General features: G+C 62.9%; 15 protein-coding genes. 11 read left to right on the top strand and 4 right to left on the bottom strand.

What is annotated here, in order from left to right; genetic code table 11:
* Nucleotides 1-111: 111 nt before the first annotated feature.
* The 3 genes from ABQZ00_RS13885 to ABQZ00_RS13895 all read left to right on the top strand — a co-directional run bounded on the left by ABQZ00_RS13885 (nt 112) and on the right by ABQZ00_RS13895 (nt 4,051).
* Entirely contained in the window at nt 112-1,653 is a 1,542-nt protein-coding gene (locus ABQZ00_RS13885; RefSeq protein WP_323538029.1) for an N-acetylmuramoyl-L-alanine amidase, read from the top strand.
* A gap of 102 nt (nt 1,654-1,755) precedes the next feature.
* Nucleotides 1,756-2,244: a hypothetical protein gene (locus tag ABQZ00_RS13890; RefSeq protein ID WP_323538028.1), complete on the top strand. Its 489-nt coding sequence runs from the start codon at nt 1,756-1,758 to the stop codon at nt 2,242-2,244.
* A gap of 223 nt (nt 2,245-2,467) precedes the next feature.
* The gene (locus ABQZ00_RS13895) at nt 2,468-4,051 is read left to right on the top strand and encodes an alpha-N-arabinofuranosidase (RefSeq protein WP_323538027.1); all 1,584 of its coding nucleotides are present in this window, start codon (nt 2,468-2,470) and stop codon (nt 4,049-4,051) included.
* A 169-nt stretch (nt 4,052-4,220) separates the two neighbouring features.
* Here the strand turns inward: ABQZ00_RS13895 and ABQZ00_RS13900 are convergent, their stop codons facing one another.
* Nucleotides 4,221-5,186 carry a LysR family transcriptional regulator gene (locus ABQZ00_RS13900; protein WP_323538026.1) on the bottom strand — a complete coding sequence of 322 codons (966 nt, stop codon included), beginning with the start codon at nt 5,184-5,186 and terminating at the stop codon, nt 4,221-4,223.
* Nucleotides 5,187-5,319: 133 nt separating this feature from the next.
* Between ABQZ00_RS13900 and ABQZ00_RS13905 the strand changes: the two genes are divergently transcribed.
* Both ABQZ00_RS13905 and ABQZ00_RS13910 read left to right on the top strand, forming a co-directional pair.
* On the top strand, nt 5,320-5,595 hold the full coding sequence (locus ABQZ00_RS13905; protein ID WP_055845463.1) for a DUF2798 domain-containing protein: 276 nt from the start codon (nt 5,320-5,322) through the stop codon (nt 5,593-5,595).
* 370 nt (nt 5,596-5,965) lie between these two features.
* Complete coding sequence (locus ABQZ00_RS13910; RefSeq protein WP_323538025.1) at nt 5,966-7,315, top strand: glycoside hydrolase family 16 protein; 1,350 nt, start codon at nt 5,966-5,968, stop codon at nt 7,313-7,315.
* A 32-nt stretch (nt 7,316-7,347) separates the two neighbouring features.
* On the opposite strand, the gene ABQZ00_RS13915 is transcribed toward ABQZ00_RS13910, so the two are convergent.
* Both ABQZ00_RS13915 and ABQZ00_RS13920 read right to left on the bottom strand, forming a co-directional pair.
* Nucleotides 7,348-7,716 (bottom strand): response regulator, encoded by a 369-nt coding sequence (locus ABQZ00_RS13915; RefSeq protein ID WP_055845468.1) that lies wholly within the window; start codon nt 7,714-7,716, stop codon nt 7,348-7,350.
* Nucleotides 7,709-8,872: a PAS domain-containing hybrid sensor histidine kinase/response regulator family protein gene (locus tag ABQZ00_RS13920; RefSeq protein ID WP_323538024.1), complete on the bottom strand. Its 1,164-nt coding sequence runs from the start codon at nt 8,870-8,872 to the stop codon at nt 7,709-7,711. The genes ABQZ00_RS13915 and ABQZ00_RS13920 overlap by 8 nt, the downstream gene beginning before the upstream one ends.
* 158 nt (nt 8,873-9,030) lie before the next feature.
* On the opposite strand from ABQZ00_RS13920, the gene ABQZ00_RS13925 reads away from it, so the two are divergent.
* From ABQZ00_RS13925 to trxC, 6 genes are all read left to right on the top strand, one after another.
* Entirely contained in the window at nt 9,031-12,219 is a 3,189-nt protein-coding gene (locus tag ABQZ00_RS13925) for a response regulator (protein ID WP_323538023.1), read from the top strand.
* A complete protein-coding gene (locus tag ABQZ00_RS13930) occupies nt 12,192-13,040 on the top strand; it encodes a CheR family methyltransferase (RefSeq protein WP_193552536.1) in 849 nt (282 codons plus the stop codon). The genes ABQZ00_RS13925 and ABQZ00_RS13930 overlap by 28 nt, the downstream gene beginning before the upstream one ends.
* Nucleotides 13,037-13,621 (top strand): chemotaxis protein CheB, encoded by a 585-nt coding sequence (locus ABQZ00_RS13935; protein ID WP_323517355.1) that lies wholly within the window; start codon nt 13,037-13,039, stop codon nt 13,619-13,621. The genes ABQZ00_RS13930 and ABQZ00_RS13935 overlap by 4 nt, the downstream gene beginning before the upstream one ends.
* The gene (locus ABQZ00_RS13940; protein ID WP_323538022.1) at nt 13,618-14,742 is read left to right on the top strand and encodes a hybrid sensor histidine kinase/response regulator; all 1,125 of its coding nucleotides are present in this window, start codon (nt 13,618-13,620) and stop codon (nt 14,740-14,742) included. Before ABQZ00_RS13935 ends, ABQZ00_RS13940 begins: the two co-directional genes overlap by 4 nt.
* 387 nt (nt 14,743-15,129) lie before the next feature.
* Nucleotides 15,130-15,495 carry a DUF1428 domain-containing protein gene (locus ABQZ00_RS13945; RefSeq protein WP_055845481.1) on the top strand — a complete coding sequence of 122 codons (366 nt, stop codon included), beginning with the start codon at nt 15,130-15,132 and terminating at the stop codon, nt 15,493-15,495.
* Nucleotides 15,496-15,676: 181 nt separating this feature from the next.
* Nucleotides 15,677-16,123 carry a thioredoxin TrxC gene (gene trxC, locus ABQZ00_RS13950; RefSeq protein WP_323521855.1) on the top strand — a complete coding sequence of 149 codons (447 nt, stop codon included), beginning with the start codon at nt 15,677-15,679 and terminating at the stop codon, nt 16,121-16,123.
* Nucleotides 16,124-16,217: 94 nt separating this feature from the next.
* Here trxC and ABQZ00_RS13955 read toward each other — a convergent pair whose 3' ends face one another.
* A complete protein-coding gene (locus tag ABQZ00_RS13955; protein WP_323538021.1) occupies nt 16,218-18,578 on the bottom strand; it encodes a TonB-dependent receptor in 2,361 nt (786 codons plus the stop codon).
* Nucleotides 18,579-18,688: the final 110 nt, after the last annotated feature.

Consider the following 18,688-nt stretch of genomic DNA (forward strand, 5'->3'; position numbering starts at 1 on the left):
GCGTCGGGTTTTTGACGCATGAATGAAATGCGGGTAGTTTGCCCTTGGGGAGGCAACGGAGTGCTGCAGCGACCTGGGGCTTTCCCATCCCCCGAAATCATGGAGTGATTTATGAAGCGTTTCTTTCAAGGCAAGTCAGTAAGGCTGCTTCCCGAACTTCGCTACGCTTGTGCAGCTGTCGCGATATCAGCAGCACTGACAATTGGCTCGCCGGTGCTCGCAAGCCCTGCTACCCCTAGCATGGCAAGCCTGACTACTCAACAAAAGGCCGACCTCAGTAAGATGCTGACGGCTGAACTTCAGCAGGTGGTCAACAAGCAAAAGAGGCTTCCAGGACAGAAAGTACAGCCGATTTCCGTGCGACTTGATAGTCAGACCTCAACTGTGATGATTGAGATGGGCCGCGACTTCATCCCGAAGGGCGACAAGTACATCTCAGGAGATGTGGAAGAACAACTCCATCAACTCGAAGTAGTGGCGTTCCAGATAGTGGGCGATTCCTTTGTCGTCGAAGGCACTACCTTTACATTCGGCGGCGTACCTGGGGACAAATTGTTCGCGCCCACGAAATGGAAGCCCGAACACCTGAGGAATAAAACAACCGTAAACCCTTCTGCTGATGCAGACAGTCCAGTGGTTGTGTCTGCGGGACATGGGCGAACCAAGGTAACCGGTGGATGGGGATGGCAGCGACCTGCAATGAACGGCTGGCATGAGGATGTCGACAACCCAACGCTAGCATCGAAACTCGCAGAATTTCTTCGCACACGATCCGACGAAACGATAACATTTCCTCGATCCACATCCGCAACCATCGAAGGGCAGACCAAGCTGCCCTGGTGGCAGCTAGCTGCCAAATACCACTTGGCACGGATTTTACCCAACGAAACAAACATCTGGAATAGCCCTGACGTAACCTCAGAGAAGGACAAGGATGTTCATTCTCGGCCCAGATATGCCCGCTATCTAAATGCAAAAGCAATTATAAGTTTGCACACTGACGCAGCAGATGACACGACAGTGAGGGGCACCAGAGTTATCTACCAAACTGGCAGCACACCGAGTCAAGAGCTGGCGACAGCGATATCCTGCTCAATGAAAGAAATCATTAACGCTACCACGGGGTACGAAACCTGGCGAGTAAACACTCCAACAGCAGGAAACTATGGCGAGAACAGAGAAGCCATTGAGGTCCCGGCAAATTTAATTGAAGTTGGCTTTCATTCAAACCCACAAGATGCCGCAGCATTCGTGGATCCTGTGTTTCAGGACGCTGCAATGAAAGGCATCGAAAAAGGATACAGGGTAAACAGCAGAGGAAAAACCTGCGTTCCGCAGAAAATAACATCCGTACCCAATGTCGTTTTTACAGTGAATGGCCCTCGACTTGACGTGCCGATAAATTTCGTTGGAAACCCACAATTTCCGGTGGTTCGGACCCGCGAATTTGTTAAGTGCCCTAGCGGCTGGACGTGCCCAAAAGCAGAGTCATTCACTATCTCGGCGGAGCAGGCATCCCCAATAGTGGGGACGTGGTCCTGCACAGGTAACCAAACAATTCCACGCACCACTTTCCAAATTAAAACCACCATCGTAGATGCTGACGGCGTCAAGAATGAGTTCAACAGTTCGTTTGTGTGTGCACCAGCATGAATAAATTTTCAATTTAGTAAGTAAGGCCATTAGCTACATATTTATTCATTATCTTTAGAAGCTCCACGCGGAAAGGCTAAACTCTTCTCACTTGGAGTCGACATGGCGTCTTTTACAGCAGTTGATCTGTCCAGGCTCCAGGCGCCCGATCTAATCGAGACGCTGAGCTTCGAAACGATCTTTGCCGCAGCGTTGGCTCAATTCTGCCAACTGATGCCGGAGTTTTCCGCACTCACCGAAGCCGAACCGGTCTACAAGCTCCTGCAGCTGTTCGCTGCCCGCGAGCTACTGATCCGCCAGCGCGCCAACGACAAGGCACAGCAGACCATGCAGGCCTTCGCCACTGGCAGCAACCTCGATCAAATGGGTGCATTGTTCGGCGTCGTTCGCTTGGTGCTCGATCCAGTTCAACCGGGTGACGGCGTACCACCGACCAACGAGTCGGAAGTGAACTTCCGCTACCGCATCCAACTGGTGCCCGAGACTTTCAATATTGCGGGTGCTGAAGGCGCCTATCTCCGCAACATCATTAGCACGGCGGCCGGGATCATGGACGCAGCCCCGAGATCCAACTCCGTGCGCATGGGATGAGTGGAGGCAAGTTCGGTGTGCCCTAGCCGACACTGGGGGGTTATTGAGCAGCACCCCCGACGCGGCCAAAACATGAGGAGCGCTCAGTCGCGCTCTTCCGAGCTGCGCCGATGTCGCCACCGGCGCAGACATCGGCCCTTGCTCGTACTACGCTGGCGGCACGCCTGCCCATCCGATATAGCGCGTAACCGAACCCAACAACCAACACAGGAGCGCCCAGCCGATGCAGTGGATTTCCCTCACTTTGCGGACTTCATGCAAACGGCTGGCGCAGACCGTCGTTGCGGCCGCCCTGGCGACCGCCGTCTGCAGCGTGTCGGCGGCTGAGGTCAAGGTGACCGGGACGCTGCGTGCGGACCAACCGGGCGCGCAGGTCTCGCGGCAGCTCTTTGGTCAGTTTGCCGAGCATCTGGGTACGGGCATCTACGGCGGCGTGTGGGTGGGCGAAGACTCACCGATTGCCAATACGCGCGGATATCGCAACGACGTGCTCGCCGCGTTGAAGGCCATTACTGTGCCGAACATCCGCTGGCCGGGTGGCTGCTTTGCCGACGAATACCACTGGCGCGATGGCGTCGGCAATCCGGCCAAACGCCCGATCCGCGTCAATACGCATTGGGGCGGCGTGGAAGAGTCGAACCGGTTCGGCACCCACGAGTTCATGGACTTCACCGAACTGCTCGGCACCCAGGCCTATATCGCCGGCAACGTGGGCAATGCGGCGCCGGACGAGATTGCGCAGTGGACCGAATACATGACCGCGCCCACACGCTCCAGCCTGGCCAATGAGCGCCGCGCCAACGGCCGCGATGCGCCATGGAAGGTGCCCTACTTCGGCGTGGGCAACGAGCTGTGGGGATGCGGCGGCAATATGCGGGTGGAATACGCGGCCGACGTCTATCGGCGCTACCAGACCTTCGTCAAGGCGCCGGCCAACCAGCCGCTGCTCAAGATCGCGCCCGGCCCCAATAACGACGACTACCACTGGACCGAGGTGATGATGCGCGAGGCCGGCACGCTGATGGACGGCCTGAGCCTGCATTACTACACCGTGCCCGGCGGCTGGCCGCCGCGTGCCTCATCGACCGACTTCGACGAGCGCGCCTGGATCGACACGCTGTCGCGCACGCTGGTGATGGACGAGCTGATCACCAAGCACAGCGCGATCATGGACAAGTACGACCCGGGCAAGAAAGTCGCACTGGTGGTCGACGAATGGGGCACCTGGTACGCAGGCCTGCCCGATGCGAATCCGGGATTTCTGCATCAACAAAACAGCCTGCGCGATGCGCTGGTTGCGTCGCTGAACATCGATATCTTCAGCACGCATGCCGAGCGCGTGCGCATGGCCAACATCGCGCAGATGGTCAACGTGTTGCAGGCGATGATCCTCACCGATGGCGACAAGATGGTACTGACGCCGACCTACCACGTGTTTGCGCTGTATAAGCCCTACCAGGACGCCACGCATCTGCCGCTGCAGCTGCAGACACCGGAGTACCGCCACGGCGACGCGCATGTGCCGGCGGTGCATGGCTCGGCAGTCAAGGCGAAGGATGGGCATGTGTATGTCGCGCTGACCAACCTGGATGCCACTGCCGCGGCAAGTGTCAGCGTAGACGTGCAAGGGCTGTCTGCACGCCGCGTCGACGGGAAGATTCTGACCGCTCCGGCGATCACTGCCCACAACACTTTTGCGCAGCCGCGCGTCGTCGAACCGAAGCCATTCAACGGCGCCCGTTTGCAAGCGAAGGTGTTGACGGTGGCGCTGCCTGCGCACTCGGTAGTGATGCTCGAGCTGCAGTAAACCAGCTATCGAGGGGTTATCGCTTCAAGAGCGCGCAACAAAACGAGTGCGCGACCACCATGCAAGCCAGGCAGTTGCTGGAAATCAGCATGTCACGTGCGCACGTCAGGGTGCGTACGCCCCCCCCCCCCACACTCGCGTGGCCGGTCGCTGCGCTTGATTGGCCGATCTAGACCGATGTAGGCGCCGATGCCGGTAGCGGATCCGGCTCAGCAACGCGCCACTCTAGGGGCAAGCGTTCCAGTACGTGCGCCATGAAAGCGCGCACTTTCGGAGTGAAGTCACGACGGTCGGCCACGCAAAGAAACAGACGCAATGGCTCGACGGCGGCCTGCGTCGCGTCGCTGCCATCGGGCACAAACAACGCTTGCAGTTGACCGCGCTGCAGGTAGGGCTGCACCACGAAGGCGGCCAGGCGGGTAATGCCGCCGCCAGCGACGGCCATGGTGGCCAGCGCGTCGACATCGTCGCTGACCATCGCCTGGCCGAGTTGCGGCTGAAACCGCACGCCGTCGCGCACGAAGTTCCAACGCAAAAAGCGCCCGTCCACCGGGTAGCGCAGCAACAGACAGTCGTGATATTTGAGCTCATCGGGGTGCTTGGGGGTGCCGCAGCGGGCCAGATACTCGGGCGCGGCGCATACCACGAACGGCACATCCGCAATGGGCCGTGCCACCAGGCCATCTTCCAGCTGCGCTTCGATACGCAAACTGACATCCACGCTCTCCTGCGCGTGCTGCACCACACGGTCGGTGCACAGCAGTTCGATCTCCAACTGCGGATATTGCTGACGCAGCGCAGGCAGCATGGGTGCGAGCACATGGCGTGCGAACGCGGCGGTGCTAGCCACGCGCAATCGTCCCGCCAGCGCCTGCTGCGGGCCGGCCACCAGTTGCCGCGCACGCTCCAGGTCGCGCTCCAGTTGCCGCACCTGTTCGAAATACAGCGCACCGCGTTCGGTCAACGCCAGGCTGCGGGTGGTCCGGTGCAGCAAGCGCACGCCCAGATGCTGCTCGAGCCGCGCGATGTTCTGGCTGACTGCGGCGGCGCTGACGCCCAGCAATTTGGCTCCACCGGCAATGCTGCCGGCATCCACGGTGCAGACGAAACTGCGAATCGACTGAAGAATATTCATTAATTGAGCAAGTATTCCCGAGCGATTCGTAAGATTCTCTTACGTAAGCCGCAAGGTTACGCGATCTACCCGAACTGCGACGCTCGCCCTAGAGTTGCGCTACGCCGCTGGTTCGCGGCAAGCGAGGCCCCCTATGTCGTCATCCCCACCATCCTCCGCACTGGCGCGCTCACGTTGGAAGCTCGGCGTACGCGCCACACCGTTCGTGTTTGCGTTTTACATGGCCGCGATCATGGCGTTGCTGATGTGCGTCGTGATCACCGGCGCCAATACCGGGCTGACGCCGGGATTCGGATGGCGCGTGCTGGATGCCTACCGCATTGCGATGCCCACCGCGTTTTGCTGCGTGCTGGTGGTGCGGCCGCTGGTAAGCCGCCTGGTTGCGTGGACCGTGCATGCGGGGCAGTGACGAACGCCGGCACGTGCAACGCTGGTGATCGACAGGCGCATCCGCATGGCAGTGCCTGCGCGCGTACGGCGTAGATGGCACCGCCATGCTGCAAGCGCTTCCATGCGTCCTCGACACGTTTGAGGTGTGACTGGCTCACGCATGCCAGCCGCTGCGCGGCAGTGAAATACTCCGAGCATGCGCGATCGCATCAGGCTGCTGCCGCGCAACATGCGGCAGCCGACGTTTGCGACCGTCGTCATACCAATGATTGATTATTCCGGAATGAACACCACGGAACGGAAACACGCCGAACAATTGCTTTGACTCTGAACCAGGCGCTGCGCAGCGTCGTTTCTCCACGGACCCGGGTCCATCATCGGAGAGGCGCATGAGCGTCGTACGCAGCGTCACCATGCAGTTCGCTGTTTTGCTGGGCATCGCACTGGCCCCCTGCGCGCAAGCGCAGACCCTGGTGTGGGAAGACAACTTCAACGGTCCATCGATCGACGGCACCAAGTGGACATACGACGTCGGCAACGGGTGTCAGATCAGCTTGTGCGGCTGGGGCAATGGCGAGATGCAGTACTACACCAGTCGCCCCGACAACGCGCGCATCGAAAACGGCCGGCTGGTGATCGAAGCGCGCCGCGAAGCGTTTGGCGGCATGCCCTTCACCTCGGCACGGCTCAAGACCGAAGGCCGTATGCATTTCACCTACGGCACGCTCGAAGCGCGCATCAAGACGCCGGTGGTCGGCAATGGGCTGTGGCCGGCGTACTGGATGCTGGGCACCATCGGCGTGTGGCCCGGGCGTGGCGAAATCGATCTGATGGAAGCCGGCATGGCTGCGGCGATCGCCAACGGCACCGCCAATCGCCGTATCGGTGCGGCCGTGCATTGGGACTACAACGGCGCGCAGGCCGACTACGACACCAGCTACACCAGCCCGGTGAATCTGCACACCGATTTCCATGTGTACCGCATGACCTGGGACCCGCAGTTCATCCGCATCTCGATCGACGGGCAGCAGTACTTCGAATTTGCGATTTCCAATATCGAAGGTGCCTCGCTGCACGAGTTCCATCAGCAGCAGTATCTGCTGCTCAATCTGGCGGTGGGTGGCACCTACACCGGGGTGACCTCACCGGCCGCGGTGACCGCACCGCTGCCGGGCAAGATGGAGATCGATTACATCCGTCTGTATCAAAACCCCGGTTCGCAATTGTATGTGGGCAGCCAACACGCCATGCCGGCCGGACGCTTTGGTGTGTTCACCGACCAGGCCGATACCAGCGCGCGATTGACCTTCGGCCAGGATGCCGAACTGTATCTCTGGAACAACCTCACCCCGATCGCGCAGGCACCGTTCGAAGGGGCCAATGTCATGGCGTATCGCGCCAACGCGGGGGCCTGGTATGGACTGGGAATCCAGAGCGATTACCGCAATCTGGCTGCCTACGCCGGCGGCGCGCTGAAGCTGCAGGTAAAGACCACCGCCGCATCGACATTCAAGATCGGCATCAACACCAGCTTCGGCGACAGCTGGGTGGATTTTGCGGCCGGCGGCAACCAGTACGGCCTGGTGCGCGATGGCGCCTGGCACGAGGTGAGCATTCCGTTCAGTGCCTTCTACGACCTGGATCTGCAGGCGGTCAAACAGCCTTTCATGCTGGTGGCCGATCCGCCGGGCGCGCCGGTGGAGATCGCCATCGACAAGGTCTACTACCAGAGCCGTTGACGCCGCAGCGGATGCAAACCTGCGGCCAGCGCTCAGGCGTTGGCCGCAACGCCCTTCAACATGTCGATAAGCTGACGTAGGCGATAAGGCTTGGGCAGGAAGTCGACCCCAGCCGGCAGCGGCGGCAGCTGCGCTTTCGCAAACCCCGAGGCCAGGATGACGCGCGCCTGCGGCAACAGCTGCGCCACCTGCTCGCTCAATTCGATCCCCGACATGCCGTTGGGCATGCGGATATCGCTGAACACCACATCGTAAGGGCCGCTGTCGCGCAGCATGCGCAAGGCGTCATGGGCATCGTCGGCGGTGTCGACCGTGATGCCTGCATCGCGCAATGCCTCGCCGATCAACTCGCGCAACTCTTCTTGATCTTCCACCATCAGCAGGCGCAGGGGTTCAGTCATGCTCGGCCTCCTCGATGGCCGGGAGAAACAGGGTGACGGTGGTGCCGCACCCAGGTGCGGTCTCCAGATCGACAAAGCCACCGGATTGGGACGCAAAGCCATACACCTGGCTCAATCCCAGGCCGGAGCCTTTGCCGACATCCTTGGTGGTGAAAAACGGCTCGCTGGCGCACTGCGCCACCTGTGCCGACATGCCGGGGCCATTGTCGCGCACTGCGATGCTGACGTAACGACGCGTTGCGCCCTGCGGCGCCGATGGTGCAACGCGCTGCTGCGCGGCGGTGATCACGGTGATGGCGCCACCGGCCGACATCGCATCGCAACTATTGAATACCAGATTGAGCAGCGCCGCTTCCAGTTGGCCGGGGTCCACGCATACATCGGGCAAGGCATCGGCGAAGTCCAGCGAGAGCGTTACCGCGGTCGGGCAGGCGCGGCGCAATAGTTCGAGCGTACGCGTCACCACCGCGTTGGCGGCATGCCGCTCCGGAACCAGGCGCTGCCCACGCGCGAAGGCGAGCAGCTGGCGTGTCAGCAAGGTGCCGCGATCCACCGCGGTCTGCGCCGCTTCCACCAGCATGCGCGTGCGCGCATCGTCGCCGGCACGCAGCGCGATCAGATCCAGGCTGGTCACCATCACCGTCAGCAGGTTGTTGAAGTCGTGCGCCATGCCCAGCGTCAACCGACCCAGCGCCTCGACTTTCTGCGAATGCAACAGCGCGTGCTGCGCCTGCTGCAATAGACGTTGCGCGTCATGGCGGTCGGTGACATCGCGGGTGATCTTGGCAAACCCGACCAGCACGCCGAACTCCAGCACCGGTTCGATCACCACGCTGGCCCAGAAGCGGCTGCCGTCCTTGCGTACGCGCCACCCTTCAACAGCAAGACGCCCCTGCCGCTTGGCAATGTCCAGGTTCTGCATGGGCTCGTCGCGCTGCGCATCTTCGGGCAGATAGAAACGCGAAAAATGCGAACCAAGCACGTCAGCAGCGGTATAACCCTTGATGCGCTCACCGCCGGGATTCCAGCTGCGCACATAGCCACCGGTGTCGAGCATATAGATCGCGTAATCGGAGACGCTTTGCACCAACAGCTGGCACTGCCGGCTGTCGTGCGACAGCGGCCCTGCGTTGTCGATGGTCGTTTCCGTCTCCATCGCGCGATGTTCCCCCGGAAAAGCGCGCGACCATAGTGACGTTGCCGTGAAGGTTGCGTGCAAGCCAACCCGGCTGGAAAAGCGTCAAAAACCCGGCGATTGGCGCGTGAAAGTTATCGGCTACCATGACCGCCCTCTCAGTTTGGTGCGCGCGCCTCATGCAGAACATCTCGACCACACGCGACCGCTGGATCTGGGTCATCGCGGGGGCCTTGATGGCTGGCACGTTGAGCGTGGAGTTGGTCACGCCGCTGGGGTATGCGGTATGGCTGACCTACTTCGTGGCGGTCGGCGTGACGGTCTTTCAGAACCGCCCGCAGGCGCCGCTGGTAGTCGGTGTGCTGTCGTGCGTGCTACTGGCGATCGGTTTTCATCTGGCGCCGCCCAGCACCAATTCGAGCTTCTCATCGATCAACCGCAGCATTGGCGGCGTCTCGTTTCTGGCGATGGCGTTAGTGGTGACGCAGGCGATCCGCGCACGTCGTCAGGCCGAATTGGGGTTGTGGCTGCAGCAGGCCGAAAACACGGTCGAAGCCAGCCTGCGCGGCGATCAAAGCCCGGAAGACTTGGCCGATGCTGCGCTGCGCGCGCTGTGCGACACCTTGGGCGCGCAGGTCGGCGCGCTGTACCGCATCGAAGGCGAGCGCCTGCGGCTCACCGGCGGCGCGGCGCTGCCGGTCGACATGCCCAAGACGCTGCCCAGCAATGCCGGCCAATGGGGTGAGGTGTTGCAGCGTGGCACGGTGCGCCGCGTGCGTGGCGTGGATGCCGGGCATCTGCAGATTGCCTCCGGGCTGGGCCAGAGCGCCTGCCAGGAATTACTGCTGGCCCCGGTGACTGCCGATGGCCGGGTAATCGGTCTGCTGGAACTCGGTCGGGTCACCGACGCGCAGACATCCGGATCGCGCGAGCAAGAATTGCTGGCGCGTTGCGGCGAGAACATCGGCCTGGCGCTGCGCACCGCGCTGCTGCGCGCGCAGTTGATGGCCCTGCTGGAAGAAACCCAGCGGCAGAGCGAGGAACTGCAGACGCAGCAGGAAGAACTGCGCGTGGCCAACGAAGAACTGGAAGAACAAAGCCGCAGCCTGCAGCAATCGCAAAGCGATCTGGAACAGCAGCAGGCCGAACTGGAACAGACCAACGTCCAGCTGGAAGAACGTACCCAGGCGCTGGAAGCGCAGAAGCAGGCGCTGTTGGTCGCGCAAGGCCAGCTGGTGCGCAATGGCAACGAACTGGCCACCGCTTCGCGCTACAAGTCGGAATTTCTGGCCAACATGTCGCACGAGCTGCGCACTCCGCTCAACAGCGCGCTGATCCTGGCCAAGCTGCTTGCCGACAACAAGGACGGCACGCTCAGCGCCGACCAAGTGAAGTACGCGCAGGCGATTCTGTCGTCCAACAACGATCTGCTGGCGCTGATCAACGACATCCTGGATCTGTCCAAGATCGAAGCCGGGCACGTGGAACTGACCGACGACACCATCGCCACCAGCTCGGTGCTGCAACGACTGCGCGACACCTTTGAACCGCTGGCGCGACAGAAGGGCCTGACCCTGGAGATCGGCACCGAGGCCGACGCACCGACGCAGCTGGTGGTCGACAACCAGCGTCTGCAGCAGATCCTCAAGAACCTGCTGGCCAACGCGATCAAGTTCACCGAACGCGGCACGGTAAGTCTGTCGATCCAGGCAAGCGCACCAGGACGGGTGCTGTTCAAGGTCGACGACACCGGCATCGGCATCGCACGCGAACAGACCGATGTGATTTTCGAAGCGTTCCGGCAGGCCGATGGCAGCACACGGCGTCGCTATGGCGGCACGGGCCTGGGCTTGTCGATCTCGCGCGACCTGGCACAACGCATGGGCGGCAGCATCAGCGTGGACAGCGAACCCGGGCGCGGCAGTTGCTTCACCCTGGAATTGCCGACCGACGGTGCACCAGCAGAAGCGATGCGCGCCGCCGAAGCGACATCGACGCCGACATCGACATCGACGTCGACGTCGAGTGCAATCAACGCGCCCGCGCTATCGCGTCACCACACCGGCATGACGATGACAGCGCGGCCTGGCGAGCACCCCGGGGTTGTCTCCGCTGCAGTACCGCTGCCGATTCCTGCGCCCAACGCGGCGCCACAGCAACGCGCACAGGACGACCGCGATCAGCGCACCCGTCCCGGTCGGCTGATCCTGGCGGTGGAAGACGACACCCGCTTTGCGCAGGCCCTGGTGGACCTGGCGCACGAGTTGGATTTCGATTGTGTGGTCGCACCCAGCGCCGAAGAAGCGCTGCGACTGGCCGCCGAGTTGCGCCCCAGCGGCATCCTGCTCGACATCGGTTTGCCGGATGCCTCCGGCCTGAGCGTGCTCGAACGCCTCAAGCGCGATCCCGCCACCCGTCACATCCCGGTGCACGTGGTGTCTGCACTGGAACGCAGCCAGATCGCGTTGGAACTGGGTGCGGTGGGCTATCTGATCAAGCCGGCAACGCGCGAGTTGCTGGCCGGTGCGATCCGTCAACTGGAAGACACCAACGCGCGTGCGGTGCGTCGCCTGCTCATCGTCGAAGACGACAGCGCCTTGCGCGAAAACCTGCAGTTGCTGTTGGCGCGCGACCAATTGGACATCGTTGCAGTAGGCAGCATTGCCGAGGCGATGGCGCAGTTGGCCGGCTCCACCTTCGACTGCATGGTCACAGATCTCACCTTGCCCGACGGCAGCGGCTACGACCTGCTCGAACGCATGGCCGGCAACGACGCGGTGGCGTTCCCGCCAGTGATCGTCTACACCGGGCGTGCACTGACGCGCGATGAAGAACAGCGCCTGCGCCGGTATTCCAAGAGCATCATCATCAAGGGCGTGCGCTCGCCCGAACGGCTGCTCGACGAAGTGACCTTGTTCCTGCACAGCGTGGAAGCCTCGCTGCCCAGCGACCAGCAACGCCTGCTGCGCGAAGCACGGCGCCGCGATGCGGTACTCGACGGCGCCACCGTGCTGCTGGCCGAAGACGACGTGCGCAACATCTTTGCGCTGTCCAGCGTGCTCGAACCGCTGGGCGTGACCCTGGAGATCGCACGCAATGGCCGCGAAGCGCTGGAACGCCTGGCCGAGCGCGAGGTGGACCTGGTACTGATGGACATCATGATGCCGGAGATGGATGGCATCACTGCGATGCGCGAGATCCGCGCCAATCGCCAGTGGCAGGATCTGCCCATCATCGCGCTGACCGCCAAGGCCATGGCCGACGACCGCGAACGCTGCCTGGAAGCCGGTGCCAACGACTACATCGCCAAGCCCATCGACGTGGACAAGCTGGTGTCGCTGTGCCGGGTCTGGTGCTCGCGGCAATGACGCCGGTTGAACTGTTCGATCTGGAGTTGCGGGTGCTGCTGGAAGCGGTGTACCAGCGCTATCACTACGATTTTCGCGATTACGCGGTGTCGTCGTTACGGCGGCGCATGCGCCATGCCATGGCGCGTTTCGAGTGCGCCCGCGTGGCCGATTTGCAGCATCGGCTGCTGCACGAACCGGAGACGTTTGCGCAGGCGATGCAGTTCTTCACCGTGCAGGTGTCGGAGATGTTTCGCGACCCGGCGTATTTTCGCGTACTGCGCGAGCATGCGGTGCCGGTGTTGCGCACCTATCCGTCGATCAAGTTGTGGGTGGCAGGCTGCAGCACCGGCGAAGAAGTCTGGTCGCTGGCGATCCTGCTGCACGAAGAAGGCTTGCTGGAAAAGGCCGTCATCTACGCCACCGACATCAATCCCGAAGCGTTGAACATGGCCGAAGCCGGCGCGTATGGCATCGATCGCATCGCACAGTTCAGCCGCAACTATCTGGATGCCGGCGGCCGTGGGTCGTTGTCGGACTACTACACCACTGCCTACGACGGTGCGGTGTTCGACCGCCGCTTGAAGCGCAATATCGTATTCGCCGATCACAGCCTGGCCACCGATACGGTGTTCTCCGAAGTGCATCTGGTGTCGTGCCGCAATGTGCTGATCTATTTCAACCGCGGCCTGCAGGACCGTGCCGTGGGCCTGTTCTTCGACGCGCTGGTACACCGCGGTTTTCTGGGCCTGGGCAGCAAGGAATCGCTGCAATTCGGCGCGCATGCGCAGGCCTTTGAAACCTGCGCACGCGAACAACGCCTGTATCGGAAGGCCGCATGAGCAGCACACTCGCGCACCGACACTTCGACGCCATCGTGATCGGCGCCTCCGCCGGTGGTGTGATGGCGCTGCAGGCGCTGTTGTCCCACCTGCCCGCCGATCTGCCGATGCCGGTGCTGGTGGTGCTGCATCTGCCGCGCGACCGCACCAGCCATTTGGCCGAGCTGATGGACGCGCGGTGCGCGCTACCGGTGCGCGAGGCGGACGACAAGCAGCCATTGCGCGCCAGCACCGTGACCATTGCCCCGCCCGACTATCACCTGCTGGTGGAAACTCGCGACAGCCTGGCCCTGTCGATGGATGCGCCGGTGCTGTTCTCGCGCCCGGCGATCGACCCCTTGTTCGAATCGGCTGCGGACGTATTTGCCGAGCGTCTGTTGGCGATTCTGCTCACCGGTGCCAGCAGCGATGGCAGTGCCGGCGTGGCCGCAGTGCGCGCAGCAGGCGGCACCGCCTGGATCCAGCTGCCCGACGATGCCGCGTCTCCGCTGATGCCCGCCTCTGCCCTTGCCCACGCCGGTGCCGATGCGGTGCTGACCCTGCAGGCGATCTGCAACCGACTGGAAGTCTTTCACCCATGAATCTCACCACGACCGGCCTTGCTGCGCACGGCGACGAACCCGCCAAGCTCCTGATCGTGGACGATGTGCCGCAAAATCTGGTGGCGATGGAAGCGCTGCTGCAGCGCGATGGCATCCAGGTGCTGTGTGCATCCTCCGGCGCGCAAGCGCTGGAGCTGCTGCTCGAACACGATGTGGCGCTGGCCCTGCTCGACGTGCAGATGCCGGAAATGGACGGCTTTTCGCTCGCAGAACTGATGCGCGGCTCGCAGCGCACCCGGCATGTCCCGATCATCTTCCTGACCGCATCGCCGAACGATCCGATGCGCGCGTTTCAGGGCTACGAAAGCGGTGCAGTGGATTTTTTGCACAAGCCCATCGAGCCCCACGTGATCCTGAGCAAGGTCAATGTGTTTATCGAGTTGTACCAACAGCGCCGGCTGCTCAAGGCGCGCAATGTCTCGCTGGAACGCGCGCTCACGCTCAACGAAACCATGATGGCGGTGCTCACCCACGATCTGCGCACGCCGCTCTCGGTGATCCTGTTGTGTGCGGACAAACTGAGCCTGGACGTCGATGGCGACGGCTCGGCCGCACGCACGCTCGGGCATCTGGAAACCAGCGCGCGGCGCATGGCGCGCATGGTCGAACAATTGCTGGATTTCTCGCGCCTGCGCACCGACGGGCTATCGATGCAGTTCGGCCCCTGCAATCTGGGCGAAGTGGCGCATAGCGTGGTCGGCGAGGTGGCGCAGGCCAACCCGCTCACCACCATCGATCTTCGCACCGAAGGCGACCTGGACGGCGACGGCGACGGCGATCGGCTGGCGCAGGTGGTGTCCAACCTGGTCGGCAATGCGGTGCTGCATGGCGGCAGTCATCCGGTGCAGGTGCATCTGGACGGCCGCGAGCATGACGTGCTGCGGCTGTCGGTCCGCAACACCGGGCACATCCCCGACAGCCTGATGCCGCGCTTGTTCGAACCATTCAAGGCCAGCTTCCATGCCAGCCAGGGCCTGGGGCTGGGATTGTTCATCGCCGATCAGTTCGTCAAGGCGCATGGCGGCACGCTGCAGGCGCGCAACGAAGCCGGCGACGTGGTGTTCGAAGCCAGACTGCGGCGGCACAACCTGGCTGCATGATGGCAGCACGCGCAGGCGGCCAGGCAACGCACTGGCGGCCTGCGACAACGCATGCGGCCACGCTGCGCTGTGCGGCTTGACGCCCGCGCAATGCCCGGCGCATGCGCCCCCGCGACACCAGCCCATCTGGGCGTTGCAGCATCGCAACCGTACCTGGCGCGCGCATCCAACATGGATCGCAGCGCCCTGTAACGCATCGCCGGACTCAACCGCAGCCGATGGAGGTCATGCGAGCGCAAGCAGTGCCAGTCGCCGAAATGCACCGTATGCTCCGCTCGATGCCCTGGTGCCACGCGCCTGAACACGGCTCTCTACGTTCTTCGATCGCACCAACATCTGTTCGTCATCATCAGGCGCACGCCGTGCGTCATGTCAGCGGAGGCGGTTATGTCGTATGTCGATGGGTTTGTCCTTGCAGTGCCCAAGGCCAACAAGGACACGTTTCAGGAGTACGCCCGCATGGGCGATACGATCATCATGGAGTACGGCGCACTGCGCGTGATGGAGTGCTGGGGCGACGATGTCCAGCAGGGCCAATGGACCGACTTCCAGCGCGCGGTAGCGGCCACCGACGACGAGATCGTGGTGTTTTCGTGGATCGAATGGCCGGACAAGGCCACCCGCGATGCGGGCATGCGCAAGATGATGGACGACCCGCGCATGGACCCGGCCGTCAACCCGATGCCCTTCGATGGCAAACGCATGATCTACGGCGGCTTTGTCCCGATCGTGGCGCTTGGGCAATCGGCCTGAGCGAAGCAGCGCGCGATTGCCCGCGCGCTGTCGCCTGGCCGCCGCACACATCATGCGCGGCGGCCGGCCTCCGACACAGAGCCTTCTGCCGTGGTCGCTACACTGACCACATGCAGCCGCATGTGCCGTCAGTGATGTCCGGGCGTCGCGACTGCATTGCCTGTCCATCGGAGACCACCGCATGACCGACGCACCGCTCCTGATCGCCTGCCCGAACTGCGCCGCCATGAACCGCGTTGCGCGCGCACGCCTGCACGATGCGCCCAACTGCGGCAGTTGCCATCGGCCGCTGTTTCTGAGGGCGCCGGTGACCTTGTCGGCAGCGGATTTCGACAAGCACGCCGTGCGCAGCGAACTGCCGCTGGTGGTGGATTTCTGGGCGCCGTGGTGCGCGCCGTGCCTGAGCATGGCACCGCAATTTGCGGCCGCCGCCGCGATGCTGGAGCCGCAGGTGCGGCTGGCCAAGGTGGATACCGATCTGCATCCTGCGCTGGGCACGCGTTTTGGCATCCGCAGCATCCCCACCCTGCTGGTCATCCGCGGCGGGCATGAGATCGGCCGTCATTCCGGCGCGGTGAGCAGCGCGCAGATCGTCAGCTGGGTGCGCTCGGTGCTGGACGGTCGCTGATAAAAAAAGCCAGCTGCGCATGCACGCAGCTGGCCTTCGTCGATGCAGGCACGGCTGCGACGCGTAACGTCGCAGCCCACCGATCAGCTGGCGATCACTGCCAGTTGACGTTGACCGACACGCCCACGATGCGCGGCTCGTTGTACACCGCCGCCATGTAGTTTTCGATCACGCCCTTGACGTTCTTTTCGTTGGTGATGTTGCGCGCGAATGCCGCCACTTCCCATGCACCGTAGCCGCCGGTGTAGCCCAGCTTGAGGCCACCTTCGAAGTTGCCGTCGGCACGGAACTCGGTGGAGTCGTACAGCACAAAGCTGGTCTCGCCCTGCTTGTTCCAGTCGGTGGACACGAAAAACGCGCCGTCGTTGCCCATCGGAATGTCGTAGCGCGCGGCCAGGTTGAGGTTGTACTTGGGCGCGTTGGGCAGCGGGTTGCCGTCGATCTGCGCGAAGGTGTTGGCACCGACGCGGATGGTGGGGTCGTTGACCGTGCACACCACCACGCCGTTGAGCGCGCAGGCCTGCGCAAACACGCGTTTGTCGTTGATTTCGCTATGCAACAGGCTCAGGCCAGCGGTCAGCGACAGGTTGGAGATCGGGCGCCAATCCAGGTCTGCTTCCAGACCGTAGGCCTTGGCCTTGTCGGCATTGAACAGCACGCCGTTGCCGTCCGAATCGTTGCCGTTGAGCTGGATGTCATCGACGGTGTAGGTGAAGCCGCTGACATTCAGACGTAGCCGGTTCTGGAACAGGCTGCTCTTGATGCCGGCTTCCCACGACAGAATGGTTTCCGAATTAGCGGTGGTGAAATCCGAATTGAACACCGCGCTGCGGCCCTGGATGGTGGGGCCGCGGAAGCCGCGTGCCACGCGTGCATACACGCTCAGGTCCGGGTTGAGTTCATACATCGCGCTCAGGTCCCAGCTGGGCTGGGTGTCGGACATGCGCACATCGCGACGGCCGCGGTAGGTCACCGCGCCGGCAGCGGTGTCGGCGGTCTTGAGCAGACGGGTTTCCTTGGTGTCCTTGGTCTGACGGATGCCGGCGGTCAGCGTCAGCGCATCGGTGGCCTTGTAGCTGAGCTGACCGAAGCCGGCCCACGAGGTATTGGTGTTGCGCAGCCGCACCCAGTTGTTGGGATTGCGCGCAGCAGTGCGCAGGAAATATGCACGCTGATAAAAATCGGTGGTGTCGCGGCCATCGAAATAGAACGCGCCCACCTGCCACTGCAGCGCGTCGTCGCCCTCGCTGGCCAGGCGCAGCTCCTGGGTGTACTGATCCAGATCGCGAATCTGCCCCATCGATTGGCCGAACCCGTTCGGCACGCCATTGACCGGATAATTGACCGCCGCACCGCCATCGGTGTCGCCACGGCTGTAGCCGGAGGTGGTTTCGTAAGCGGTAATCGAGGTCAGCGAGACGCCGCCGAAATCGTAGATCGCCTTGATCGAGCCGCCATCGGTCTTGTAGGCCTGCGGGTTGTCGTTGGCTTCGTCGTAGGCCACGCGATCGCGCGGCACGTCGACCTTGTCGCTGCCGCGCGTCACCGCATTGCGCAAGAAAAGCGTGGAGGTGCCGTCGTAATCGCGCGTGTGCACCGAGCCCAGCAGCGAGAACGCATCGTTGGGCTTCAACAGCACCTGCAGGCGCGCATTGCGGTCGTTGTAGCCGCCCATTGCGTCCTTGCGCGGGGTGCGCGTGCCATCGGCGCTGCTGCCGGCAAAGGTGTTGTCCACCCAGTCGTCGCGGTGCTGGTACAACGCCGACACGCGGAACGACAGCACGTCGTTGATCGGCCCGCCGAAGCCGCCATCCAGCGACACGGTGTTGTAGCTGCCGTAGCTGGCGTCGACGCGGCCGGTGTAGGTATCGCCGGGCTTGACGGTGTCGAACTTGACGATGCCGGCGGTGGTGTTGCGGCCGAACAAAGTGCCCTGCGGGCCGCGCAGCACTTCGACCTGGTCCACGTCGTAGACCGGGTTGGACTTGAGCACCACGTGCTCCAGCACCACGTCGTCCTGGATGATGGAGACCGGCTGCGAGGCACCCAGATAGAAGTCGATATTCCCCAGGCCACGGATATAGAAGCGCGGGAAGATGCGCCCGGTGGTGGTCTCGGCGTAGAAGCCCGGCACGCGGCCGGACAGCGCCAGCAAGGTGTCGTCGCCGCCGGCGGTGTACTCGCGCATCGCCGCGCCTTGCACCACGCCCACCGACACCGGCACCTCTTGCAGGTTCTGCTCGCGGTGCTCGGCGGTGACGGTCACCGCGTCCAGCGCGGTGGGGCTGCCCTCGCCCTGGCTGGCCGGCGCCTGCTGGGCCGATGCGGCAGCGGCCATCGAGGCGAGCAGCAGACCGGCGCAGGCGCGTGCCAGCGGCGTACGTTGCGGTGCACGCGCATCCAGATGCGCAACAACGGACCTCAGCGACGGAGAAACAGACGAGTACAACGACATGCGGGTTGATCCTTGGGTAAAGACGCGAAGATGAGTCCGTTCGGCATGGGTCTGCCAGAAGGGGGCGCCGCATGGCGCCGCGCGCACGATATGTCAGCAATGTTGCAGCG

The sequence above is a fragment of the Xanthomonas sp. WHRI 10204 genome (assembly GCF_040202875.1).
In the GTDB taxonomy this organism is placed as follows: Bacteria; Pseudomonadota; Gammaproteobacteria; order Xanthomonadales; family Xanthomonadaceae; genus Xanthomonas.

Excerpts from the sequence above, each read along its gene's own strand:
- ABQZ00_RS13905 (WP_055845463.1), top strand. The coding sequence starts at position 5,320 with ATGTCGTCATCCCCACCATCCTCCGCACTGGCGCGCTCACGTTGGAAG.
- ABQZ00_RS13895 (WP_323538027.1), top strand. The coding sequence starts at position 2,468 with ATGCAGTGGATTTCCCTCACTTTGCGGACTTCATGCAAACGGCTGGCG.
- ABQZ00_RS13935 (WP_323517355.1), top strand. The coding sequence starts at position 13,037 with ATGAGCAGCACACTCGCGCACCGACACTTCGACGCCATCGTGATCGGC.
- ABQZ00_RS13955 (WP_323538021.1), bottom strand. The coding sequence starts at position 18,578 with ATGTCGTTGTACTCGTCTGTTTCTCCGTCGCTGAGGTCCGTTGTTGCG.
- ABQZ00_RS13890 (WP_323538028.1), top strand. The coding sequence starts at position 1,756 with ATGGCGTCTTTTACAGCAGTTGATCTGTCCAGGCTCCAGGCGCCCGAT.
- ABQZ00_RS13885 (WP_323538029.1), top strand. The coding sequence starts at position 112 with ATGAAGCGTTTCTTTCAAGGCAAGTCAGTAAGGCTGCTTCCCGAACTT.
- ABQZ00_RS13900 (WP_323538026.1), bottom strand. The coding sequence starts at position 5,186 with ATGAATATTCTTCAGTCGATTCGCAGTTTCGTCTGCACCGTGGATGCC.
- ABQZ00_RS13915 (WP_055845468.1), bottom strand. The coding sequence starts at position 7,716 with ATGACTGAACCCCTGCGCCTGCTGATGGTGGAAGATCAAGAAGAGTTG.
- ABQZ00_RS13910 (WP_323538025.1), top strand. The coding sequence starts at position 5,966 with ATGAGCGTCGTACGCAGCGTCACCATGCAGTTCGCTGTTTTGCTGGGC.
- ABQZ00_RS13940 (WP_323538022.1), top strand. The coding sequence starts at position 13,618 with ATGAATCTCACCACGACCGGCCTTGCTGCGCACGGCGACGAACCCGCC.
- ABQZ00_RS13920 (WP_323538024.1), bottom strand. The coding sequence starts at position 8,872 with ATGGAGACGGAAACGACCATCGACAACGCAGGGCCGCTGTCGCACGAC.
- trxC (WP_323521855.1), top strand. The coding sequence starts at position 15,677 with ATGACCGACGCACCGCTCCTGATCGCCTGCCCGAACTGCGCCGCCATG.
- ABQZ00_RS13945 (WP_055845481.1), top strand. The coding sequence starts at position 15,130 with ATGTCGTATGTCGATGGGTTTGTCCTTGCAGTGCCCAAGGCCAACAAG.
- ABQZ00_RS13925 (WP_323538023.1), top strand. The coding sequence starts at position 9,031 with ATGCAGAACATCTCGACCACACGCGACCGCTGGATCTGGGTCATCGCG.